21 protein-coding genes and 1 tRNA gene are annotated in these 25,320 nt (G+C 31.2%); 6 read left to right on the forward strand and 16 right to left on the reverse strand.

Annotated elements, in window-relative coordinates; translation table 11 throughout:
- The first annotated feature begins 112 nt into the window (after positions 1-112).
- Positions 113-1,171 (forward strand): 3-oxoacyl-ACP synthase III family protein, encoded by a 1,059-nt coding sequence (locus OLM55_RS01330; RefSeq protein ID WP_264559624.1) that lies wholly within the window; start codon positions 113-115, stop codon positions 1,169-1,171.
- Here the strand turns inward: OLM55_RS01330 and OLM55_RS01335 are convergent.
- Both OLM55_RS01335 and OLM55_RS01340 read right to left on the reverse strand, forming a co-directional pair.
- Positions 1,146-2,618, reverse strand: a complete 1,473-nt coding sequence (locus OLM55_RS01335; RefSeq protein WP_264559625.1) for a lipopolysaccharide biosynthesis protein — start codon at positions 2,616-2,618, stop codon at positions 1,146-1,148. The genes OLM55_RS01330 and OLM55_RS01335 overlap by 26 nt on opposite strands.
- Positions 2,618-3,490: a glycosyltransferase family 2 protein gene (locus OLM55_RS01340; RefSeq protein ID WP_264559626.1), complete on the reverse strand. Its 873-nt coding sequence runs from the start codon at positions 3,488-3,490 to the stop codon at positions 2,618-2,620. The genes OLM55_RS01335 and OLM55_RS01340 overlap by 1 nt, the downstream gene beginning before the upstream one ends.
- Positions 3,491-3,587: 97 nt before the next feature.
- Here OLM55_RS01340 and OLM55_RS01345 point away from each other — a divergent pair, with 97 nt between their 5' ends.
- The 3 genes from OLM55_RS01345 to OLM55_RS01355 all read left to right on the forward strand — a co-directional run bounded on the left by OLM55_RS01345 (position 3,588) and on the right by OLM55_RS01355 (position 6,117).
- Positions 3,588-4,436, forward strand: coding sequence for a glycosyltransferase (locus tag OLM55_RS01345; protein WP_264559627.1), 849 nt, complete (start codon positions 3,588-3,590; stop codon positions 4,434-4,436).
- 164 nt (positions 4,437-4,600) lie between these two features.
- Positions 4,601-5,350 (forward strand): MlaE family ABC transporter permease, encoded by a 750-nt coding sequence (locus tag OLM55_RS01350; RefSeq protein WP_264559628.1) that lies wholly within the window; start codon positions 4,601-4,603, stop codon positions 5,348-5,350.
- Positions 5,347-6,117 (forward strand): ABC transporter ATP-binding protein, encoded by a 771-nt coding sequence (locus OLM55_RS01355; RefSeq protein ID WP_264559629.1) that lies wholly within the window; start codon positions 5,347-5,349, stop codon positions 6,115-6,117. Before OLM55_RS01350 ends, OLM55_RS01355 begins: the two co-directional genes overlap by 4 nt.
- Here OLM55_RS01355 and OLM55_RS01360 read toward each other — a convergent pair.
- From OLM55_RS01360 to porU, 10 genes are all read right to left on the reverse strand, one after another.
- A complete protein-coding gene (locus OLM55_RS01360) occupies positions 6,114-7,502 on the reverse strand; it encodes a DUF389 domain-containing protein (RefSeq protein ID WP_264559630.1) in 1,389 nt (462 codons plus the stop codon). The two genes, OLM55_RS01355 and OLM55_RS01360, sit on opposite strands and share 4 nt — an antisense overlap.
- Before the next feature lie 6 nt (positions 7,503-7,508).
- On the reverse strand, positions 7,509-8,564 hold the full coding sequence (locus tag OLM55_RS01365; protein ID WP_264559631.1) for a mannose-1-phosphate guanylyltransferase: 1,056 nt from the start codon (positions 8,562-8,564) through the stop codon (positions 7,509-7,511).
- 28 nt (positions 8,565-8,592) lie between these two features.
- The gene (locus OLM55_RS01370) at positions 8,593-9,195 is read right to left on the reverse strand and encodes a SprT-like domain-containing protein (RefSeq protein ID WP_264559632.1); all 603 of its coding nucleotides are present in this window, start codon (positions 9,193-9,195) and stop codon (positions 8,593-8,595) included.
- 6 nt (positions 9,196-9,201) lie between these two features.
- Complete coding sequence (locus tag OLM55_RS01375) at positions 9,202-9,879, reverse strand: SDR family NAD(P)-dependent oxidoreductase (RefSeq protein WP_264559633.1); 678 nt, start codon at positions 9,877-9,879, stop codon at positions 9,202-9,204.
- Positions 9,879-10,847: a M28 family metallopeptidase gene (locus OLM55_RS01380; RefSeq protein ID WP_264559634.1), complete on the reverse strand. Its 969-nt coding sequence runs from the start codon at positions 10,845-10,847 to the stop codon at positions 9,879-9,881. Before OLM55_RS01380 ends, OLM55_RS01375 begins: the two co-directional genes overlap by 1 nt.
- 72 nt (positions 10,848-10,919) lie before the next feature.
- Positions 10,920-12,539 carry a pyruvate dehydrogenase complex dihydrolipoamide acetyltransferase gene (locus OLM55_RS01385; protein ID WP_264559635.1) on the reverse strand — a complete coding sequence of 540 codons (1,620 nt, stop codon included), beginning with the start codon at positions 12,537-12,539 and terminating at the stop codon, positions 10,920-10,922.
- Between the two features lie 3 nt (positions 12,540-12,542).
- The gene (gene pdhA, locus OLM55_RS01390) at positions 12,543-13,541 is read right to left on the reverse strand and encodes a pyruvate dehydrogenase (acetyl-transferring) E1 component subunit alpha (protein ID WP_264559636.1); all 999 of its coding nucleotides are present in this window, start codon (positions 13,539-13,541) and stop codon (positions 12,543-12,545) included.
- Between the two features lie 125 nt (positions 13,542-13,666).
- Positions 13,667-14,149, reverse strand: coding sequence for a cytidine deaminase (gene cdd, locus OLM55_RS01395; protein ID WP_264559637.1), 483 nt, complete (start codon positions 14,147-14,149; stop codon positions 13,667-13,669).
- 65 nt (positions 14,150-14,214) lie between these two features.
- Entirely contained in the window at positions 14,215-15,393 is a 1,179-nt protein-coding gene (porV, locus tag OLM55_RS01400) for a type IX secretion system outer membrane channel protein PorV (RefSeq protein ID WP_264559638.1), read from the reverse strand.
- A gap of 38 nt (positions 15,394-15,431) precedes the next feature.
- Positions 15,432-19,304 (reverse strand): type IX secretion system sortase PorU, encoded by a 3,873-nt coding sequence (gene porU / locus OLM55_RS01405; RefSeq protein ID WP_264559639.1) that lies wholly within the window; start codon positions 19,302-19,304, stop codon positions 15,432-15,434.
- A 199-nt stretch (positions 19,305-19,503) separates the two neighbouring features.
- Here porU and gldJ point away from each other — a divergent pair, with 199 nt between their 5' ends.
- On the forward strand, positions 19,504-21,198 hold the full coding sequence (gene gldJ / locus OLM55_RS01410; protein WP_264559640.1) for a gliding motility lipoprotein GldJ: 1,695 nt from the start codon (positions 19,504-19,506) through the stop codon (positions 21,196-21,198).
- Positions 21,199-21,261: 63 nt separating this feature from the next.
- Entirely contained in the window at positions 21,262-22,545 is a 1,284-nt protein-coding gene (locus OLM55_RS01415) for a UDP-N-acetylmuramoyl-tripeptide--D-alanyl-D-alanine ligase (RefSeq protein ID WP_264559641.1), read from the forward strand.
- Positions 22,546-22,582: 37 nt separating this feature from the next.
- On the opposite strand, the gene OLM55_RS01420 is transcribed toward OLM55_RS01415, so the two are convergent.
- From OLM55_RS01420 to OLM55_RS01435, 4 genes are all read right to left on the reverse strand, one after another.
- Positions 22,583-22,657 (reverse strand) — tRNA-Val (locus tag OLM55_RS01420).
- An 82-nt stretch (positions 22,658-22,739) separates the two neighbouring features.
- Positions 22,740-23,954, reverse strand: coding sequence for a bifunctional folylpolyglutamate synthase/dihydrofolate synthase (locus OLM55_RS01425; RefSeq protein ID WP_264559642.1), 1,215 nt, complete (start codon positions 23,952-23,954; stop codon positions 22,740-22,742).
- Positions 23,955-24,074: 120 nt separating this feature from the next.
- On the reverse strand, positions 24,075-24,884 hold the full coding sequence (locus tag OLM55_RS01430; protein WP_264559643.1) for an energy transducer TonB: 810 nt from the start codon (positions 24,882-24,884) through the stop codon (positions 24,075-24,077).
- 39 nt (positions 24,885-24,923) lie between these two features.
- Entirely contained in the window at positions 24,924-25,319 is a 396-nt protein-coding gene (locus tag OLM55_RS01435) for an ExbD/TolR family protein (protein WP_264559644.1), read from the reverse strand.
- Between the last annotated feature and the right edge of the window lies 1 nt (position 25,320).

Here is a 25,320-nt window from a genome sequence, read left to right on the forward strand (position 1 = left end):
TTAATAATTTAAAAACATTATTCTATCAATTTCACAATAATATGCATGCATAGTACTTTTAAACGTAGTATTAAAATATTAATCAGTATTTTAGCAAATTAAACTCTCACTAATGCAAATTAAAATCACAGGTTCAGGAAGTTATATTCCATCTTTAAGAGTAACAAATGAAGATTTCTCTAAGCATGAATTCTTAAATGAAGACGGAACAAATTTTAAAGCTTCTAACGAAGTAATCGCAAGAAAATTTGTAGAAATTACAGGTATTCAAGAAAGAAGATATGCTACAGCAGATATGAACAATTCTGACATGGCTTTTATTGCTTCAAAAAAAGCTATTAAAAATGCAAAAATTGACCCTGAAACTTTAGATTACATCATATTTGCTCACAACTACGGTGATATAAAACACAATACAATTCAGTCTGATACTGTTCCAAGTTTAGCTTCTAGAGTAAAGCAAAAATTAGCGATAAAAAATCCTAAATGCGTGGCTTACGACATACTTTTTGGGTGCCCAGGTTGGATTGAAGCAACAATCCAAGCAACCGCGTTTATAAAAGCAGGGATGGCAAAAAAATGCTTAGTAATTGGATCAGAAACCTTGTCAAGAGTTGTTGATATTCACGATAGAGATTCTATGATTTATTCAGATGGAGCTGGGGCTACAATTATCGAAGCAACTTTAGATAATGGAGGAATTTTAGCAACCGAATCTGCAACATTTGCAATTGATGAAGCTAATTATTTATATTTTGGAGAGTCATTCAATAAAAACCTTGATCCTCATGTAAGGTATATAAAAATGTACGGACGTAAAATTTATGAATTTGCACTTACAAATGTTCCTTTAGCAATGAAAGACTGTTTAGATAAAAGTGGAGTAAGTATAAATCAAATTAAAAAAATATTGATTCACCAAGCAAATGAAAAAATGGATGAGGCAATTGTAAGTCGTTTCTACAAATTATATGATCAAGAGATGCCAGAAAACATTATGCCAATGAGTATTCATAAACTTGGAAACTCAAGTGTTGCGACTGTTCCAACGCTTTTTGATTTACTTACAAATGGTGAAATAGAAAATCAATCAATTCAAAAAGGCGATTATTTAATTTTTGCTTCGGTTGGTGCAGGAATGAATATTAATGCTTTTGTTTACCAATATTAATTAATTTATCTATCCAAAAATTTAAACTAAAAACAAGCTTTAATTTATACGTTAGCCATACTATTAAAGCAATATTCAATCCAGTTTTAAAGAATAAATTTACAAAGTGATTTGAAAACTCAGGTAAAAAGTAAATTGCCGATGTTATAACTAGTATAACAAAAAATAGCTGAGCGTATTTTTTATCGAATGGAAGTATTCCAAATTTTGAGTAAATAAAATACAATTTAAAACTATTAAATAAAGTCATTGCAATTAAAGATGCAAAAGCTACTCCGATAATTCCAAGATTTGTTTGTGTTAAGAAATAAACATTTAGACTAATGTTTAAAACCACTAAAACCAGTACAGATATTATATTAAATCGGAAATACTTCGAATAGGAAATAATTTCAGAATTAAAACCAGTTGCCATATTGAAAAGCACATTAGCGCCTAAAATAACAATTATTGGAATAGAATCTACTAATTTATCGTAAGTAGGAAGCATTTGAAACAAAGAATCAATTCCTAAAATTATACAACCAAATAAAACTGCACCAATAAAAAACAGTAATTTAGAAGTTTCAATATATTTTTCTCCTAATACTTTAATGTTGCCACTTTTTATAAGTGAAGAAACTTGTGGCGCATAAATAGCATACATTCCTGTTGCGGGAATTGCTAATGCAGAAGCTAACATTACTCCTATTGAATAAGTTCCATTTGCTTCAAATGAAAGAAATTCAGGAATCATAAACGAATCTACTCTAAAGGCAAAGAAAGAACCAAAGCTGCCTACAAAAGAATAAAAACTGTATTTATAATAATCTCTTTTGGAAATTTGGCTAAACAAAGAACTAAAGTCAAAATTCATATTGATTTTATATTGTCCAAACAAATAAACCGAGAGTAAAACCAATAAAATAAAATAAGAAATTATAAAAGCGACCAAACTACTTATAACATCAAAATATCCCGAAAGCAATAAAATAAAAACAAATGGCAAAGCTAACTTAGGGATGATTTTTTCATAAAATGTTGGTATCGACAGCTTTTGTAAATTAGTTGCCTGACGTTTAAAAAGCTCTACAAATGCTAATGAAAAAGCAATAGGAAAAGCATAAAAAACGTACTGATAATTGTTCCAATCAACAAATTGATTTCCTAAAAATAAAACCAAAAAAAGAATACAACTTACAAGCAAGATGGTTCTAATTCCATACTTAAAAAGTTGCATTCTATTTGATTCAGATAAATCAGGATAAAAATGAATTAAAGCTTGTGCTCCACCAAAAACCATTATTGGAAATAGAATTTGCGCAATACTGTCTACATAACGCACAATTCCTAAAAACTCTTTGTCATTTGGATACACAAATATCGTTGAAACAACACCAATAATGATTCCCACATAATTAATTATGGTAAACCAAAAAGCTTGCTTATGTGTATTGTTTTCTTGCATTATTTATAACTTCTTCGTGCTTTAATAATGGTGATAAAATGAAATTTCAAAAGCGCATAATATCCTAATAATTGTAAAAACATAGTAAGCACTTTCGAAAATGAATAAAACTTTAAAAAATATTTAGGCAATCCAAAAACCGACTTGAATCCTTTTAAATAACTAATTATAATATTGTTACTTGGGTTTAAAACCTCAGCTAAGATTCTAAATTTTGCTTGCGTACAATCTTTTTTAAAGTTACGTGTAATAATTCTATCGTGGCAAATTCTTGAATTTTTAACAACAACCGTTTTGCATTTGTGAAACAAAATCCTATCGGTATAATTCCTGTCTTCTCCATAATGTTGAAACATAGGCTCAAAATAGCCGACTCTTTCAATTGTCTTTTTTGAAAGCAACCAAGCTGCTGCATTTACAAACGGAACTTCATCAATATTATCTGAAATTGACTTTGTTTTTCTTTTGCAATACGTTTCAAAGCTTTCATCAAGATGAACTTCATCCCCAGAATAATGAAGCGGACTTACAATTCCGTATTTTTCATTAGTTTCTGCAACCACGACTAAGTTTGAAATTGTTTCCGGAAAAACCCATGTGTCTTGATTTAATAAAAAAACATAATCAGCACCAAGTTCTAATGCTTTTTGAATTCCAAGATTATTGGCTTTACCAAAACCTAAGTTTTCAGCAGATTGAATCAATTGAATCTTAGGAAAAGATTGGATAATTTCAGTAGAATTATCAGTAGAATTGTTATCTACCACAATCGTATTTACTTTATAAGAAGATTCTTCTAATGACTGAAAACATTTTTTCAACCATTTAGCTCCATTATAAGTGACAATTATTACAACTATTTTTTTTTCCACAAAATTCATTTTACCAAACAAAAATACTGATATTTATTCTGTAATTAACTATTTGTTTACTTTTGTAAGGAGGAATCCTATTTTACCGAAATAATTCATGAATTTTTACATCATAATTCCAGCACATAACGAAGAACAATTTATTAGTTTAACATTAGATTCCCTTTTGAATCAAACCGTTTTACCAAATAAAATTATTGTTGTAAACGATAATTCCATGGATAAAACAGCTGAAATAGTTTTGGCTTTTGCCGAAAAAAATACGTTTATTTCGTTAATTGAAAAAAAATCAGACGCAATACATTTACCAGGAAGCAAAGTCATTCAAGCTTTTCAAGAAGGAGAAAAACACATTGATGATAATTATGATATTATTGTAAAAGCAGATGCCGATTTAATATTTCCAAACAATTATTTTGAAACCATAATCAAACATTTTCAATCTGATTCTACAATTGGAATGGTTGGCGGTTTTGCTTACATTGAAAAAAACGGAGAATGGTTTTTAGAAAATTTAACCGATAAAGATCATATTCGCGGGGCATTTAAAGCGTATAGAAAGGCGTGTTTTGAGCAAATTGGCGGACTAAAACCAGCTATGGGCTGGGACACTGTTGATGAATTGCTATGTAAATTTTACAATTGGAAAGTTGTAACCGATGAATCTTTGCAAGTAAAACATTTAAAACCAACAGGAGCGAATTATAATAAAACAGCACGTTACAAACAAGGCGAAGCTTTTTACAGGCTAGGCTATGGATTCACTATTACTTTTATTGCTTCTTTAAAACTAGCGTTACGAAAAAATAAACCTTTACTGTTTATAGATTATATGAATGGTTTTTGGAAGGCAAAATCTTCTAATATAGAATTATTAGTTTCTGAAGAACAAGCGAAATTTATTAGAAAATATCGTTGGAAAAAAATAAAAGAGAAGTTGTTTTAAATGCAACGAATTGCGTAAGTGGTAGTAGCGGCATCCTTTTATGTAGTTTACGAAATAAAAGATATAGCGAATGACACGGCCCTTTAGGGTTACGCCCAAAAAACTTACTACACTTCCTTTAAAACTCATCTTAAATTACTATTTTTGAAGATATTTCATACACTATGATGCTCGTTCGATATTTATCGCAAATAGGAAAATATTTCATTATGCTAAAAGAGGTTTTTAATAAACCTACCAAATGGAGCGTAATGAAACAACTAATTTTAAAAGAAATTGATGATCTAATTATTGATTCGCTTGGAATCGTTGCTTTTATTTCTTTTTTCGTTGGTGGTGTTGTTTCTATACAAACTGCCTTAAACTTAACTAATCCGTTAATTCCTAAATATTTAATTGGTTTTGCAACCAGACAATCGATTGTTTTAGAGTTTGCTCCTACTTTTATTTCTATTATTATGGCTGGTAAAATGGGTTCATTCATTACATCTAGCATTGGAACTATGCGTGTAACGGAGCAAATAGATGCTCTTGAAGTTATGGGTGTAAATTCATTAAATTACTTAGTTTTTCCAAAAATAATTGCACTTCTATTATATCCATTTGTAATTGGAATTAGTATGTTTTTAGGTGTTTTTGGCGGTTGGATTGCTGCCGTTTATGGCGGTTTTTCTTCTAGTGGAGAGTTTATAAACGGTATTCAAGTAGACTTTATTCCTTTTCATATTGTTTATGCTTTTATTAAAACGATAGTTTTTGCTATAATTTTAGCAACAATACCATCTTTTCATGGTTTTTACATGAAAGGTGGAGCACTTGAAGTAGGAAAAGCAAGTACAGTTTCATTTGTTTGGACATCGGTAGTGATCATTTTAATGAATTATATTTTAACACAAATACTTTTAAGCTCATGATAGAAGTTAAGAATTTAGAAAAAACTTTTGGTGATCAAAAAGTATTAAAAGGAATTAGCACTCGTTTTGAAGCCGGACAAACTAATTTAATTATTGGTCAAAGTGGTTCTGGAAAAACAGTTTTCTTAAAATCACTTTTAGGAATTCACATACCTGAAGCCGGAACTATTTCTTTTGACGGAAGAATTTATAGCGAATTAACAAACGATGAAAAACGTGCTTTAAGAACGGAAATAGGGATGGTTTTTCAAGGAAGCGCATTATTTGACAGCATGACTGTTGAAGAAAATATTGGCTTTCCATTGAAAATGTTTTCAAATAAAACACCAAAAGAAATTAAAGAACGTGTAGACTTTGTTATTGAAAGAGTAAACCTAATCAATGCACATACTAAAAAGCCTTCTGAAATTTCTGGCGGAATGCAAAAACGTGTTGCTATAGGAAGAGCAATTGTAAATAATCCGAAATATCTTTTTTGCGACGAACCCAACTCTGGTTTAGACCCAAAAACTGCCATTGTAATTGATAATTTAATTCAGGAAATTACAAAAGAATATAACATTACAACTGTTATTAATACGCATGATATGAATTCTGTTATGGAAATTGGCGAAAAAATTACGTTTCTTAAAAACGGCTTATTAGAATGGGAAGGTTCTAACAAAGAAATTTTTAAAACAGATAATGAAGCGGTTACCGATTTTGTTTATTCATCTGAATTATTTAAAAGAGTTCGAAAAATGTATTTAGAAGACGATACTAATTAATCATTCTCTTCTACTGTAATTTTTTCATTTTTCATTTTTGTACGCAACCAATTTTGAAGCGATTTAGTGCTTTCTAATTTTTCCTTACTCTTTACATTTTTATTGAATTTTATGTGAAAAACAGGAATTGTATCAGTCGTTGTAAAGTTTGTTGTTATTGAGTTTGCAAAAGCGACTTCAGTAATTTCATTTTGCAAAGACTTAATTTCATTGGCAATTTCATTAAAAGGAAATGTTTCTTCTTTTTTTACAATTAATTGATTCTTTAAATCGAAAATTTCCCTGTCTTTTTCTAATAAAATGGCGTCTTTCTTAACCAATAATTGTTGGTTAGATAAAAAAGAGGATTCTATTTCGTTAATTTTATTTATTGTTTCAATATTTCCTGCGTTTTGTAGTACTTTAAAGTCACAATTCTCATAGCCCATTTGCTTCATTTCTTCTTTAAACTGAGCAATATCCTCATTCGAAAGGCTTTTTCCTATCACTGCAAATTCAATTTTTTTAGCTGAATAGTCAGTGTTTACATCTAAAATTAAAATTCCTTGCTCTGTTTTTACGCTTTCAATTAAATTGGCTACTTTTTGATTAAAATCTGATTTTTTATACAAATTATAAAACATATAAACACTTGGAATCAAAATAGCAATTGCAAAAATTGTAATTATTTGAGAAATTCTTTTTCTTCTTTGAGAATTTGCATACGCTTCGTAAGGAAACTTTAAAAACCGAACTACAACAAAAGTAGCTGATGCAATAAAAACAGTATTAATTGAGAATAAAAATAGGGCACCTCCAAAGAAATTCCATTTACCCGTTGCTAAGCCGTAGCCAGCAGTACAAAGTGGCGGCATTAAGGCAGTTGCAATAGCAACACCTGCAATTGTGTTTAAAGATTTATTTCTTCTGCTGAGTGCAACAATTAAAGCTAAACCACCTGACAGTGCAATAATAACATCACGAACATCTGGAAAAGTACGAGCAACAAGTTCAGGCGTTTCGTCTTGAAACATTGGAATACTAAAAAACAAAAAAGAAGTTAGCAAACTAAGAATTACCATAACACCAAAATTCTTTAGTGCTTTTCTTAAAAAGTCAATATCATTAATTCCTAATGAAAGTCCCATTCCTAAAATAGGCCCCATTAAAGGCGAAATTAACATGGCACCAATTACTACAGCTGTTGAACTAGTATTCAATCCTGCAGAGGCAATTAAAATAGAAAAAATCAAAACCCAAGCAGTTTGACCTTTTACGTATATTCCGTTTTTAACATCTTCAATAGTTGCTTCTTTATCAGTATCTGAAGAAATGTCGAAAATCTCTAATAAATACTTTTTAATAACTGCTAAAATATTAATGTTAGAATCTTGATTATTTTCCATTTTTAATTAATTAAGTTTTGTAACTATTTTTTTAATATCTTGTTCTTTACTCTTTGGATAAATCATTAACACATTATCTCTATCTACAACAATATAATCATTCAATCCGTCAATTACAACAGTTTTCTTACCATCAGTTCTAATGATATTATTAGTCGCATTTTCTAATAATACTTTAGCATTAACAATAGCATTCTCATTTTTATCTTTTGGCAACTTATCATATAATGAACCCCAAGTTCCTAAATCATTCCAATCAAAAGTTGCTGGTAAAACAAATACATTTTCGGCTTTCTCAAGAATAGCATAATCTATAGAAATATTCTCCGCTAAAGGATATTGTTCATCAATAAACGCTTTTTCTTTATCTGAATTATAGACTTCATAACCATTCATAAAATGAGCATACATTTTAGGTTGAAATATTTCAAAAGCTTCTAAAACTGTTTTAATACTCCAAATAAAAATTCCTGCATTCCACAAATAATTACGACTTTGAATAAATTGCTTTGCTGTATGATAATCTGGTTTTTCTCTAAACTGAACTACTTTTTTTATAGGTCTACTATCTAATTTATCAAATTCAATATAACCATAACCCGTATTTGGAAAAGTTGGAACAATTCCTAATGTCATTAATGATTCTTGCATTTCACAAAAATCAAACGAACGTTGAATATTAGCCACAAACTGCATTTCATCTTCAATCCAATGATCACTAGGAGCAACAACTACAACTGCATTTGGATTTTGTTTTTTAATTTTTAACGAAGCATACAAAATACAAGGAGCCGTATTTCGCATGGCTGGCTCTAAAACAATTTGCTCTTGTTTTACCATTGGCAATTGCTCTAAAACTAAACTATTATAGCGTTCATTCGTAAGAATTAGAATATTTTCTTTGGGAATTATTTGAGATAATCTGCTGAATGTTTTTTGAATTAACGTATCGCCAGTTCCTAACATATCGTGAAATTGTTTAGGAAAATCGGTTGTACTTACTGGCCAAAAACGAGAACCAACTCCTCCAGCCATTAATATTGCGTAATAATTTTTATTCATTTTTTAAATTTCAAAGTTTTTAAAGCGACTAACTTGGTAAAAGTTCTACCTCAGCATTAGGCTGAAACAAAAAAATCCTTCCTGTACTTAATTCCACACACTCATATCGCTTAACTCTAAGTGCTATTTTTTTAAAAATTCTACCATTATGAATTCTAAAGTGACTTCCGTATGGTAATTCAAATATATAATTTTTATCGTTTTCTTCTGCATCAAACTGCTTTAATGCTAAAGATAAAGTTGCATCAGTATCACTACTAGCTTTTGGGTTTCTAAAATGACGTGCCAACAAAGGCAACAATTGATTAGGAAATATTTCTGGCCGTATAAAAGGAACCATTAATTTTTGAAAAGTGAGTTTCCATTCATTTCCATGAGGTTTTATATATCGTCCATATTTTTCAAAAGCAACTAAATGTGCAATTTCATGAATCAATGTCATTAAAAAACGATATTTATTCAAATTAGCATTAACCGTAATTAAATGATAACCCTGTGCGTCTTTTCTATAATCACCATGACGAGTAACGCGTTCATTTACAATTTTTAAATGTACGTGATTTGCTTTGATCAATTCAAAACAGGATTGAACAGCGTGTTCAGGAAGATATTTTTGTAAAACGTTACTCAAGCTATTCTATGGAGTTGTTGATGAAACCTGTAAAACTTTTCCGTTATAAAATTTATTTCCGGCTAACGAAAAGTCGTGAATATAGTTTGCCATTTCTTTTGCTGAAATTGGCGCTTCATATCCTGGAAAAGCTTCTTGTAGCATTTCGGTATTTACAGCTCCAAGAGCTAAAACATTAAAAGCAAAACCTTGTTCTTTATATTCTTCAGCTAATAATTCAGACAATGTAATTACCGCACCTTTACTAGAAGAGTAAGCTGCTAAACCTGGAAACTTCATGCTTCCTTGAATTCCGCCCATAGAACTAATTGTAACAACATGACTCCCTTTTTGCATAAATGGAATACAAACACGTGTTAATTCGGCCACAGCAAAAACATTTACTTTATACACATTTTCAAAATCGGTAAAAGAAATTTCTTCAAATGGTTTATTCAATAAACTTCCTGCATTGTTAATAACTATATCGACTTTTTTCCATGTTGACTTTAGAAAATTATCCACTTGAACAAATTGCTCTTTATCTGACATATCAATTGAAAGACAAGTGATGTTTTGGTGCTTAATAAATTCTGGAGGTGTTTTTCTAGAAATAGCCAAAACCTGATGACCTTCATTAGCAAATTGCAAAGCCAGTTCGTAGCCAATTCCTCTAGAAGTTCCTGTTATAATTATGTTTTTCATTATTTTTTTAATTGAATTTCTTTAGTATCTGCGTTCATCATTTTTTCTAAAACAGGAATCGTTTTATTTATCACATTTGTAATATGAGCCGTATCCATTAACTCAAATTCATCATCTGGTTGGTGATAAAAATCGAAGTTTTCAAAGTCGAAAGTTGAAACCGTTTGAGCTGGCACATCAAATTCGGTATAAAACGGATAATTATCTGAAGCCCTGAACAATTGATATTGTGTTTCAGCAGGAATATATCCTATTAATTTTTCACTTGCATATTCATTCATAATTTGCGCCATATTACTTCTCCCAAAACCAGTTAAATACAAGAGCATATCATCTCTATTCATTTTAACGCCAATCATTTCATAATTGAACATAAAATACAAATCTATATTTTGATCATTTAATTTCTTTGCTAAATGTTTCGAACCTAACAATCCTTTTTCTTCTGCAGAGAAAAACACAAACAATACACTTCTTTTATTCGTTTTACTTTTAGCAAAATACTTCATTACCTCAGTTACAGCCGTTGTACCTGAAGCATTATCATTTGCGCCATTCCCAATATCATCACCGTTAACTGCTGCTATTTTACCTATATGATCATAATGTGCACCAATAATTACAAACTCATCTTTTAGTTTTAAATCAGTTCCTTCTATATAACCTACAATATTATAAGAAGTTTTACTAAAGTTTGAAAGCGTATCGCGATAGGTTTTGAAATAAGGTTTTACTCCGTTTTCTTTTAGCATATTTTCTAAAAAAACACTCGCTTTTTCAATTCCTTCACTACCAGAATCTCTTCCTTCTAAATCATCTGAAGCTAAAAAAGATAATGTTTTGGCAACATTTTCTGGCTTTGAAAAATTGATTATTGAAACAGCATTTGTTTCTTTCGAATCATTAACTACTTGATTGGTTTTACAAGAAAGCACTAAAAGCGCAGCAAGAAATAAGAAATTCTTCATAAAATCTATTTTTGTAAAAATAAAAAAATCCCAACAAATGTTGGGATTTTAAATATAAATATTAACTATAATTTATGCTAACATAGTAACAGGATTTTCCATAAACGCTTTAAACGTTTGTAAGAATTGAGCTCCTGTTGCACCATCTACCGTTCTGTGGTCGCAAGCTAAAGTAACAACCATTGTATTACCTACAACAATTTGTCCGTTTTTAACCACTGGTTTTTCAACAATTGCACCAACTGATAAAATTGCTGAATTGGGTTGATTGATGATTGAAGTAAATGATTGTATACCAAACATTCCTAAATTAGAAATTGTAAACGTACTTCCTTCCATTTCTGAAGGCTGAATTTTTTTAGATTTTGCTTTCCCTGCTAAATCTTTCACAGAAGCACCAATTTGAGACAAACTCATTTGGTCTGTAAATTTCAAAACAGGAACCATTAAACCATCTTCAACAGCTACGGCAACACCAATATTCACATGGTGATTGATTACCATTGCGTCTTCTCTCCATTGAGAATTTACTTGTGGATGTTTTTTCAACGCCATTGCTGACGCTTTAACTACCATATCATTAAAAGACACTTTTGTATCTGGCAAAGTATTGATTACTCCTCTTGATGCAATTGCATTGTCCATATCTAACTCAATTGTTAAATAATAATGAGGTGCAGTAAATTTAGATTCAGCTAAACGACGCGCAATAGTTTTACGCATTTGAGAATTTTTAATTTCCTCTTGAAACATTTCTCCAGCTGGTACAAATGGTTGCACTGCAGCAACAGCATTTGTAGCTTGGTTTACCGCTTGAGCAGAGGTTGGATAAACTTGTTGTGAAGGAGTAAAGTTTTCAACATCACTTTTCACAATTCTTCCATTTTCTCCAGAGCCCGAAACTTGCGCTAAATTAATTCCTTTTTCTTGTGCTATTTTTTTTGCTAACGGTGAAGCTAAAATTCTTCCTCCATCATTTACTACAACCGCAACATTTGAAGGCGTATTTGAGTTTATAATAGGAGTTTCTGAAACAGCCTTTTTTGGCGCTTCAGATGATGCACCACCAACTTTATAGTTAGCTGCGATAGCAGAAACATCAGTTCCAGCAGGGCCTAAAATTGCTAAAATAGAATCTACAGGAGCAGTTTTTCCTTCTTCAACACCAATATACAATAATGTGCCTGCATTAAAAGATTCAAACTCCATTGTAGCTTTGTCAGTTTCAATTTCTGCAAGAATATCTCCTTCTGAAACTAAGTCTCCAATTTTTTTCAACCAAGTTGCAACAGTTCCATCAGTCATTGTATCACTTAGCCTTGGCATAGTAACTACAATAACTCCCTCAGGTACTTTTATATCTAGATTTTCTGAAACAACATCTTGTTTTATTTCTTCTTCATTAGCTGGTTTAGATGTAGAAGCCTTACTTAATAATGCAGAAATATCTTCTCCTTCTTTTCCAATAATAGCCAATAAAGAATCAACAGGTGCAGATTCACCTTCTTGAATTCCAATATACAATAAAGTACCTGAATTAAAAGATTCAAACTCCATTGTTGCTTTATCTGTTTCAATTTCAGCAAGCATATCTCCTTCTGAAATTTTATCACCAACTTTTTTAAGCCAAGTTGCTACAACTCCTTCAGTCATTGTATCGCTCAAACGCGGCATTGTAATAATTTCTGCCATAGCTTATAATTTATGAGGAATGAATGGGTAATTTTCTTGTTCGTAAACAACATCATACAGTTGCTGAACATCTGGATAATCAGATTCTTCAGCAAATGTTGCACATTCTTCAACTAAATCCTTTACTCTTTGATCAATTTCTTCAATTTCACTTTCAGAAGCATAATTGTTTTCTTTGATAATATCTAATATCTGCGTAATAGGGTCGATTTTTTTATATTCTTCTACTTCATCTTTAGTTCTATAAAGTTGAGCATCAGACATAGAGTGACCTCTATAACGGTATGTTTTCATTTCTAAGAATGTTGGTCCATCACCACGACGTGCTCTTTCCATAGCTTCGTGCATAGCTTCTGCAACCTTTACAGGGTTCATAGCATCTACAGGACCACAAGGCATTTCGTAACCTAAACCTAATTTCCAAATATCGGTATGATTTGCTGTTCTTTCAACAGAAGTTCCCATTGCATATCCATTGTTTTCAACAATAAATACAACTGGTAGTTTCCATAACATGGCCATATTAAAAGCTTCATGTAAAGATCCTTGACGAGCAGCTCCATCTCCAAAATAAGTTAATGTTACCCCTCCTGTTTCAAAATATTTATCTGCAAAAGCAATTCCTGCCCCAACTGGAATTTGAGCTCCAACAATTCCATGCCCTCCATAAAAGCCATGCTCTTTTGAAAAGATATGCATTGATCCACCCATTCCTTTTGAAGTACCAGTAACTTTTCCTAATAATTCAGCCATAACATTTCTTGGGTCTACACCCATACCAATAGGCTGAACGTGATTACGGTAAGCTGTAATCATTTTATCTTTTGACAAGTCCATAGCATGAAGTGCTCCTGCTAAAACCGCTTCTTGACCATTATATAAATGAAGAAATCCTCTTACTTTTTGTTGAATATATAGCGCAGCCAGCTTGTCTTCAAACTTTCTCCACAATTGCATATCCTCATACCACTTAAGGTAAACCTCTTTTGTTATTGGTTTCATTATTTTTTAATTAAATTGAATTTTGCACTCATCGCTATTCAGATGTTACAAAAAGGTACAAAAAGCAAAAATACTACTTACAAGCTTATTGAAAAAATAAATTTTGTTTTTTTTACAACAATTAACTACAAATATTTTTTATCAAACATAAACGGAAGTATGTTCTTTAAAGAATTTGATTTATATATTTTTCCTTTTCCTCCCATAAAATATATTTCTATATCCTGATCTTGCTTAATTTCATACTCGGCTATTGACTGCCTACAAGAGCCACATGGAGGAATTGGCTGTTCTAAATCTCTATCGACAGGTGATGCTGATATAAACAACTTTAAAATTTTAGCATCTGGATAATTAGCTCCTGCATAAAATATAGCTACTCTTTCTGCACACAATCCAGATGGATAAGCTGCATTTTCTTGGTTTGAACCTTCCACAACTTTGCCATTATCTAAAAGAATTGCGCAACCTACTGTAAATTTTGAATATGGCGCATAGGCTTTTTTTCTAGCCAGTATAGCTAATTGCATCATTTTTTGAGAAGAAGCATCCAACTCATTTAAATTTTCATACTCCACGAATGAAGTTGTTATTGTAATTTCTTTCATGTTTAGGGAAAAAAAATCCAAATTCTAATTAAGAATTTGGATTGTATTTTTTAGTTATCTAATAATTAATATTCGTCGTATTTATCTCCAAAATTAAATGTTAGAGAAAAACGCAATGTATTTTCTAATGGATTTCTTACTTTAGAAGCAGAGAATAAATATGATACATCAATTTTTACAATATTATATTTAAATCCAGCTCCTAATGTAAAGAATTTTCTAGCTCCTTTAACCTCACTTTCGTGAAAATAACCAGTTCTTAAAGCAAATGAATCTTGATACCAATACTCTGCACCTAATGCATAAGTAAACTCTTTAAATTCTTCACTTAAACCGTCTGGTGCATCACCAAACGAACTAAACATTCCACTAACCCAACTTGTTTTTCTATACTCATTATTAGCAATGGTATAATCTGTGTTATCAATTGTTCCACTTTCGTCTTCATCTCCAACTTTTGGAGGCGTTGGCACCATTAACTTAGTCGTTTCACCTGTAAGTGTAATTTTATTATACTCATCAAAAATAAAATCAAAACCAAGCCCTAATCTTAAATTAGCTGGCATAAAATTTCCAAACTCATCGTTTCCATCATTGTTATAATTAATTTTTGGACCCATGTTTTGTAAATTAATACCTGCTCTCCATCGACCATTAAAATCATTATAAGCAACCTCTTCTGATTGATAAAATGCCGCAATATCTACGGCAAAACTTGTTGCCGCTTTAGCATCACTATTATCTGTAGCAATTTGTAAATTTGAACGCACAAAACGAGCTCCAATACCCATAGCGAATTGATCACTCAACTTCAGAGAGTATGAACCGTCCAAAGCCAACTCATTTGGGTTCACGGTAGTAGTTTCCTGCCCTAAGTTATTAGTTAATTGAATATCTCCTAAACCAAAATAACGGAAAGAGGTTGCAAAAGCACTTCTTTCATTTATTCTATTATAATATGTTATTTGACCTAACGAAATATCATTTGCAATACTTGTTAAATATGGAGTATAACTTATAGAAAAACCTTGTTTATCTAACGAAAAAGCATATTTAGCCGGATTATGTTGCTGCGAAAAAACATCTGCTGATGTTGCAACTCCCATATCTCCCATACCCGCAGAACGAGCATCTGCAGCAATAAGCAGGAAAGGCACCCCAGTAGTAATTACTCTATTTTCATCCTGAGCAGAAATGTTCTGGAAAGTTAAAATTAAGGTTAAAAAAAACGCAATCTTTTTCATTTAGTATTTTAATTTAATTGAACAAATATAATATTTTATTATAGGATTACAAGTTTCTCGTATTTTTCTGTTTTTTTACCCGTTGTAGTTGAGCGAACAGTTAGCTTGTAAATATAAACCCCTTTTCCTATTTTATCTCCAAAGTCATCCTTTCCGTCCCATGTTATTTCTCTACACAAAAAACCATCAGTAACCACTTGTTGATTTATTGTTTTTACTAGTTTTCCTGAAATAGTTAAAATTTGCACCTGTACGTCTAATGGCTCAAATGGCATATTGTGAGAAAACCAAAATTCAGTATAACTAACAAATGGGTTTGGATAATTTAAAACTTTTTCTATTCTTAAACCATCTTCATTACAAACGGCATTAAACTGAATTTCTTGTGTTATTAAGTTATTATATACATCCCAAGCTTTAAAAAGAATAGTATGCATGCCCGATTCTAAATCCCTAAACGGGAAACGAACTTTACCTTTGGTGTAATCGTTATTTTCTGTTTCATAATAATCATTTAAAACGTAAGGATTTGACTCATCACCATCTAAAATAGCAACTATATCATGACCAATACCACTTGCTGTATTGATTCCGTTTTCATCTTCTAAAAAAGCAAGTAAGTAAGGTGAGCAATTAGTAATTCCTCCTGAAGCAAAACTTTCGTCATTCATGTACAACCTTACAGTTGGCGGAGTATTATCCGCAGGAGCACTTGTATTAACGCCACCAATTTGAATATCTGTATTATAACCCGTCTGATCTTCTAAAACAGTATTACTTCTTTTAGAATAAAAACTAATTTTTCCGTTCCCAATAGGAATTCTAATATCCTGAGGAACGACAAAACTTAAATCGAATTTACCATTAACAACAGAAGCATTTCCCCTAAAAATAGTTTCTCCAAGTGTTGTGAAATCCATAATTATTAATTGACCAGAACTATTAGTTGTACCATTATTTCCTAATGTACTTCTATTGATTTCTTTATCGAAAATTTGAACTGCCAAATCTCCGTTATAATCAGAAATCAAATTATCAGATTCATCTACAACTTCGCCCGAAACTTTCATTAAACTTAAGGCACTAAACACATCATTTGGCAAACTCACGTCTACATCATTAACTTTGGTTAAAACTACTTTAGACTTAGGAATTGCTAACTTTAATGCAGGGTCACCTATGTAAAAGACAACTCGCCTATTATCTGAACCTGTTCTTAACTTAGTTAAACGCAAAGCCTCTGCAATAGTAGGATAATTAGTTGACCCAAATGCATACAACTCTTCACTAAGTATATTATTCATTGTAAAACCAGTAGTAACACCAATTTGCCTTGTGGTTGCAATTAAACTAATCGCACCGCCGCTTGTATTCCAATACATATATTCACCTCCAGTAAACCTGTTTGGATCATCAAAACGAGTAAATTCACATGTTATTGTAACAAATAAAGGATACCTGTATTTATTTGTTAAATTTTGAGCATCAATTTTTTCAAATAAACGCTCTCTGCCCAAAGACTCTTCATTTCCATGTCCGAAATAATTAAAAACTAAAGCTCCAAGCTCTAAATTATCTAAAAAATCTGCTTTTGCTTCTGGATATCTTTCACCTCCAGCGGCAACTTGCTGAATATAAGCGTCTGTATGTATTTTTTTTACATTTACAAATGGTTTTTGATCCACTAAAGTATTTGCTAAATCATCTAAGCCAAACTGAAGTGTTGCATCTGTAGCATCATCTGCATCATCAGAATAAATGACATAATTATTTCTCCATCTTCCATACGATTCTTCATCATGATATTCAATCACTTTGTCAACCATTTCATTTGCTTGTTGCACTGACGAAACTAACATTCTACCTACTGCAATATCAATACCGTCTGCACCACTTAACATTGTACCTTCTGAATCATCCATAAGCCCGTAAAAATCATCAGACATAAAAGACAAGTACAAAGAAAAATTAGAAATATTATTAGTTTCGCTTGCCAATGGGTTAAAACCGTGAAAAACAGGAACAATGTTAGTATTACTTGATAATCTATTTTTATAATCGTAAGATGCGTCGCCAAATAAATTGACATACTTAACTCTATTTGAAACATTCGAAGCATTTTGATAAACATACTTTATAAAGTTTCTTATTGCTGCAACATCTTGTTTTCCTGAACTAAATTCCTGATAAATACTTTCAATGCTTACCACTTTAACCTTCATTCCGGAATTCAACCTATGAAAATCGGCCAATCTTTCTGCAGGTGTAAATAAATTATTTGGTGTAATAATTAAATAATCAATATCCTCAAAGACACCTGAATTATTAAGAAAAATAGTCCCTTTAAGGTTTTGATTAGAAACTAACGTATTCGTTTCTTTTAAAGGCGAGTAAGTATCTGAAAAATCAACTGCAATATATTTTTTTTCAGTACCTAAATTTACTTTAAAACTGAAATTAGAACCTGACGAATTAATATAATTTTGAACATTAAAACGATCTGTTACATCCCAAACCTCATTAATATTACTTGCATTAGTAAAATTATATTGTCCAACACCAATATTTGATAACTGTTGATTATTAAAAAATGGAAACTGCTCTCCAAATCCAGACAAATTCCTTACAGTCGTCAATCTAATAAAATCTAAATAACCATTTGATGATGGAACTCCACCATTGTTATAAGTTAGATTTAAACTTATTGTTGATGACGACGAAGTAAAACTAGCATTTAAAGCACTTTCGTAACCCTCAACACCGCTAAACGCAACCAAAGTAGGAAAAGTTAAACTTCCAATTGTTTGATTATTAGCCTCTACATCAAAAGAAGATACTCCGTAGGACTTTGAAGCAAAGTTTATCTTCAACCCAACAGGAGATGAAAGATCTAAATTCGGAATTAAAAACTCAAAAATTTGCTCATTATTAATATTGAACTGTTCTCCAAACCATCTTCGACCAACTTTACCTGCATTAACTAAGTCCTTCTCGTATGTTATAACATCATTATAATTTGTAAAACTAAAACTTGGAGCTGCCGTTGGCTCTATAGCGGAAGCTATTCTTTTACCAGAACCAGATGACGTCGTAACATAAAAATAAGATTTATCAGAAAATAAATTGACACTAGTTAAACTTTCTGTGTTCCAAGTATCTACGCCCTCAGCATAAAAAAGAATAAAATCAGAATCGTTAAAAACGCCGTCATCTTCACCTACAAATTTAATAGCATTTTCTTCCAAATCACTAGGGTAAGAAGTACTATTTAACAACGGTAACATTCTACCACCATTGCCATATATTTTGATATTTCTTGGATCTCCCGAAACATTAACACCTAAAGACTGTAAAAAACTTTTTGATAACTTATATACCCCTGATTTCTCAACATAAAACCTATGCCATGTTCCAGAACTTAAAACAGAATTAGTAATTGAATTAACAACTAATGAATTATTTCTTAAATTATTATTATAAGTAAAATTAAAACTAAAAGAAATAATTTTCTTTAAAACACCATTTTCATTAATAATAGGAGACAATTTTAAAACAGAATAAATATCTTCTCTTGCTTTTACAGACTCAATAGAATATTTCAACTGATTAGGCAGTTTAGAAATATCGAGATTTTTAAGATAAGTAGATGGGATTATCTCATATTTAATAGAATTAATATCCAATGAAGAAGAATCAATAAAACCGTTACTTTTAAATAAATAACTTAAACCAATTGTTTTATTAGGGATATTTAACTCAAAATAATTATTGTCAAATCGCGGGAACTCAAAATAAACATCATCTCCGAGATATTGAACAGAATTACTCCAAGTTAAAGAAATATTAGTCTGATTTTGAGAATAGATAACCCCAAAAAGAAAAAACATAAAGTAAATAAAAATCTTTTTCATTCTTAACAAAACGTAGTTTTAGTATATATATTACAAAGAGAAAAAAATAAATCAATATATCTAAATTTATACAATAAAAAAAAGGCTAAAACGTTATAAAAGAGTTAGATTAACAAATATTTAATATTTTTTTAAAAACATGTTGCAAATTAATTGATAATTATTATCTTGCGACTCTAAAATTATTACCTACTAAAGTATGAAAATTAAGAAAATTATGACTTTAAAATTGATATTGGCATTGTCAGTAGCAATAGGTTTTACTAGTTGTAGTAAGAGCTCAGGAACAAAAGGTGGTTCAAAAGCTACGGGTTGGAAAATCAACGACAAAGAAGGCGGCTTTCAATTCAACTCTAAGTTCAAACAACAAGAAACTCCTCCAGGAATGATTCCAGTTGAAGGTGGAACTTTTACAATGGGTAAAGTACAAGATGATCCTATGCATGATTGGAACAACACTCCAAATCAACAGCATGTACAATCATTTTTTATGGATGAAACAGAAGTAACTAATATCATGTATACTGAATACTTGTTTTGGTTAAAAACAGTTTTTCCTCCAGAAGATGAAAATTACAAAAACATATATACCGGTGCGATTCCAGATACTTTAGTTTGGAGAAATCGTTTAGGTTATAACGAAACAATGACAAATAACTACCTAAGACATCCTGCATATGCAGAATACCCAGTAGTTGGTGTAAATTGGATTCAAGCAACTGAATTTAGCAAGTGGAGAACTGACCGTGTTAATGAAAATATTCTTGAAAGAGAAGGATATTTAAAAAAGAACGCAAAAGTTAAAGACGTTACAGCCGAAACCTCATTCAGCACTGAAACTTACTTAGCAGCACCTACACAAACTTTTGGTGGTAAAGAAGACGTAGTACTTAAAAAAGAGTTAAATAAAAGCGGAAGACAAGAAGTAGCAGATACTGCAAAAAATGTTTATGCACAAAGAAATTCTGGTTTAATATTACCTGAGTACAGATTACCAACTGAAGCGGAATGGGAATATGCAGCATTAGCTTTAGTAGGAAACAGAGAATACAATATCTACAAAGGGCAAAAGAAATACCCTTGGAACGGACAATACACACGATCAGGAAAAAGACAATACAGAGGAGACCAATTAGCTAACTTCAAACAAGGTAAAGGAGATTATGGCGGAATCGCAGGTTGGTCTGATGATGGTGCAGATATTACTAATAAAGTTAAAAGTTACCCTCCAAACGACTTTGGATTATATGACATGGCAGGTAACGTAGCTGAATGGGTTGCCGATGTTTACAGACCAATGGTTGATGACGAAGCAAATGACTTCAACTACTTTAGAGGTAACGTTTATATGAAAAATAAAATTGGAGAAGACGGTACAACTGAAATCGTAACAACTGATAACATTACTTATGATACATTAAGCAATGGTAAGATTGTAGCCAGAAACTTCCCTGGTCAAATTGCTCAGGTTCCAGTTGATGACAATGAAACCTACTTAAGAACTCAATTCTCTACTTCTGACAACAGAAACTATAGAGATGGTGATAGAGCTTCAACTAGACGTTTTGACTTTGGTTCATCTGAAGAAGAAGATGAAGGTAAAGAAGATCAATTTAGAATGTATGAATCTCCTAAACATACAATATCTGTAGATAGTTTAGGTGAGATGACTAAAAAATATGACAAGTCGAATGACAGAACAACTTTAGTTAACGACAACGTTAGAGTTTATAAAGGTGGTTCTTGGAGAGATAGAGCTTACTGGTTAGATCCAGCATCTCGTAGATATTTCCCACAAGATATGGCTACTGACTATATTGGATTTAGAAATGCAATGTCTAAAGTTGGACCAAAATCTAACAAGAAGACTCCTAGAGGAAATCCAAAACAATAAATACAATCATACTTTTATAAAAAGCCCTTTCAATTGAAAGGGCTTTTTTAGTATATTCGCTTTATGAAAATAGAAATCTTATATGTAAAGTTTCTTGAATGCTCAGAAGTTTCAACTGACACAAGAAAAATAGAAAAAAACAGTATGTTCTTTGCACTTAAAGGAGAAAACTTTGATGCGAATACATTTACTGAAGAAGCAATAAAAAAAGGTGCTAAATACATTGTAATAGACAATCCTAATTATCAAATTGAAGGTAAAACAATTCTTGTTGATGATGTTTTATCCACATTACAAAAATTAGCAAACTATCATAGAAAAAAATTAAAAACACCAATTATAGCACTTACTGGTAGTAACGGAAAAACTACAACTAAAGAATTAATAAAAGCAGTACTTTCTGCCAAATTCAACACGATTGCCACTATTGGCAACCTAAACAACCATATTGGCGTACCCCTAACCCTATTAAATTTCAATAAAGAAACTGAAATAGGAATTGTTGAAATGGGCGCAAATCATCAAAAAGAAATTGAATTACTTTGCCAAATAACTGAACCTAATTTTGGATATATTACCAATTTTGGGAAAGCACACCTAGAGGGTTTTGGAGGAGTTCAAGGCATAATCAAAGGAAAAAGCGAGTTGTATGATTATTTAAGAACAAACAATCAGATTGCATTTGTAAATCTAGATGATGCTTTACAACAAGAAAAAACAAGAGACATAAAAAATTATTCTTTTTCTAAAACTACCGAAAATGCAGATGTAAAAATTACATCAATTGAAGCAAATCCAATGGTTAAAATTCATTTTAACAGTACAAATGTAACTTCACATTTAATAGGCGCATATAACGCAAACAACATTAACGCGGCCATAACTATTGGAAAGTATTTTAAAATTGAGGATTCTGTTATCAAAGAAGCTATAGAAAATTATATTCCTACAAATAATAGATCTCAACTTATTGAGAAAAACAGCAATGAAATAATATTAGACGCCTATAATGCAAATCCAAGCAGCATGACTGCAGCAATTAGCAACTTCATACAAATTGAAAAAGCTTCAAAAGTTGTTATCTTAGGAGATATGTTTGAATTAGGAGAGGAAAGTTTAACAGAACACAAAAACGTTATCAATTTATTGAAAAATGAAACTACTATAACCTCACATTTAGTTGGAAAAGATTTTTATTTAAATAAAGAAAATAGTTCTCATTTACATTTTTATCAAAACTTTGGAGAATTCTCAAATTACTTAAAGAAAAATGAACTAAAGAATAGTTTTATTTTAATTAAAGGATCTAGAGGAATGGCTCTAGAACGAGTTTTAGAATTTATATAAAATAAAAAAAAGCACTTCAAATGAAGTGCTTTTTTTGTGGGCGATGAGGGGTTCGAACCCCCGACCCCCTCGGTGTAAACGAGGTGCTCTGAACCAGCTGAGCTAATCGCCCCAATAAAACGCTTTACTATTACCGTATTGCGAGTGCAAATATACATTCATTATTTGTAATTGCAAACATTATTTGATTTTTTTTAAATTATTTCTGCAACTACAAAAGTACTTCCTCCTATGTAAATAAAGTCTGCTTTTTTTGATGAATTTAAAGCACTTTCATAAGCATCTGAAACAGAAGAATATAATTTCCCTTTAAGCCCAATTTTCATACCTTGCTCCATTAAAATAGATGAATTGAGAGCACGTGAAACATTTGGAGAACAAAAATAATATTTAGCATTTTTTGGAAATAATGGTAAAATAGAATCTAATTCTTTATCATTAACCACACCTAAAACAATATGTAAATTATCAAATTGTTCTTTTTTAATCTGATTTAAAACAACTTTTAAACCATGACTGTTGTGTGCGGTATCACAAACTACTTTAGGAGAAGCATTTAATACTTGCCACCTTCCTAATAAACCAGTATTGTATATAACATTCAAAAAGCCACTTTCAACATGATTTTGTGAATAAACAAACTCATCTGAAAGTAATTGTAAAGCACATAAAACTGTTTTCTTATTAGCTATTTGATAATCTCCAAGTAAAGCGCAAGGAATTTCTCGAATATTTTCATCTTGAGCATAAAAAATTTTAGAATTATTGTAATCAGCTAATTTATCAAAAACAGGTTTCGTTTCTAAATCATATTCACCAACAACAACTGGAACATTTTTTTTAATGATTCCGCCTTTTTCAAAAGCAATTTCTCTTAAAGTAGTACCTAAAAACTGTGTGTGATCTAAACCAATATTTGTTATGACAGAAAGTAATGGGGTAATTATATTTGTGGCATCTAATCGACCCCCAAGACCAACCTCAATAATTGCAACATCTACTTTTTCATGTGCAAAATAATCAAAAGCTAAACCCACAGTCATCTCAAAAAAACTCAATTGATACTCTTCAAAAAATGATTTATGATTTTGCACAAAATCAACAACATAATCCTCGGAAATTAGATTTCCATTAATGCGAATTCTTTCTCTGTAATCTTTTAAATGTGGAGACGTATACAAACCGACCTTATAACCTGCTTCTTGCAACACAGAAGCCAACAATGAAGAAGTAGAACCTTTTCCATTTGTTCCTGCAACATGAATAGTTTTAAATTGCTTGTGTGGATGATTAAGGTAATTATCTAATAAAAAAATATTAGATAAATCATTTTTATAAGCAGAAGCGCCTTGATTTTGAAACATTGGAAGCTGACTAAAAAGCCATTCAGTAGTTTCTTTATAATTCATTTGAATATTTTTTTGAAGCGAAACTTTAGTTCTTTTGTAAAGGCAATACCCGCTTTTCGCACTGCGAGGCAGTTAGCTATAATCGGGGCTAATGGAAAAACGAATTGAATATTTGGAAACTTATTCGCCAAGCTTAAAATTAACCACAACAAAACCTATTTGAGTTTCTGGTGCATTTGAATCTGCTTGCCATTTAAATGTTCTAGCCGTTTCTAAAGCCGGATTAACCAAACAAGGATTTGTATTTGTAGTCCCTTGCGTACGTTCTGCTTTTATAACATTTCCATTTCTGTTAACCCATATTTTTACAACAACAGTACCCGATTCATTGCAATCTTGTACTTTTTTGGTATTTCCTGATAACTTTCTACCGGCTAAACCCCAGCCTGTCCCATTTCCAGAACCATTCCCAGAACCTGATCCACTTCCATAAAAACTATTCGCATAAATACTTCCGTTTGGATTACCTTTATCACCAGGTAAACCATCGTCACCATGCCCACCATTATCTTTTCCATCTTTTGGCTCTCCATTAATTAACGCATCAAGAGCATTACTGGTAGACTTAGATGGAATCTTTGGTGTTTCTGCTTTTGTTTTAGGTTGCTCTTTAGGAGTATTGGTTTTAGGTTTTGTGTTATTTTTAGGTGTAACTACAACAGGTGATTCGTTATCTTGAGTCAGCGTATTTTCTTCACTAGAAGTTACAGGTTCACTTACTGATAGCGTTGGTGCAGTTTTAATAGGTTCTGTAGGTTGTATTTCCCCTTGACCTACATCACTTGTTCCAAAATTAACAGCGATACCGTTTTCAGGTGGCGGATCCATATAAGTTAACCCTAAAAAAGTAAACAATAGAAAGAGTATTACAAATAATATACTTGTAATAGTAAATGATTTTTTTTCTTCTGGTGTTTCTAAAAAGCTCATTTTTTCTATTGTTAAATTATTGAAAAACTAAGATGTAAATTATTTTGGATTTACAGCTACAACCATTTTCATACCATTTCTGTAAGCAATATCCATTACATAAACCACTTTTTCATGTGGAACAGATTTTTCTGCTCTCAAAATAATAGCTTTTTGTTCTTGATTTTCCATTAAAGACAAAAGCTGAGACTCTAACTGAGCCTCATCAACTTTATCTTTATCTATAAAAAATTGTAAATCTTTATCTATACTAACCGCTAAATTTTTATTACTATCGGTTTTACCTTTTCCTTTAGGTAAAACTAAATCTAAAGCATTAGTAGTAACCATCGTTGAAGTTATCATGAAAAAAATTAGTAACAAGAAAACAATATCCGTCATAGAAGACATGTTGAATTCAGTAGATACTTTATTTTTATTTTTACCTAACTTCATA

The sequence above is a fragment of the Flavobacterium sp. N2270 genome, assembly GCF_025947225.1.
In the GTDB taxonomy this organism is placed as follows: domain Bacteria; phylum Bacteroidota; class Bacteroidia; order Flavobacteriales; family Flavobacteriaceae; genus Flavobacterium.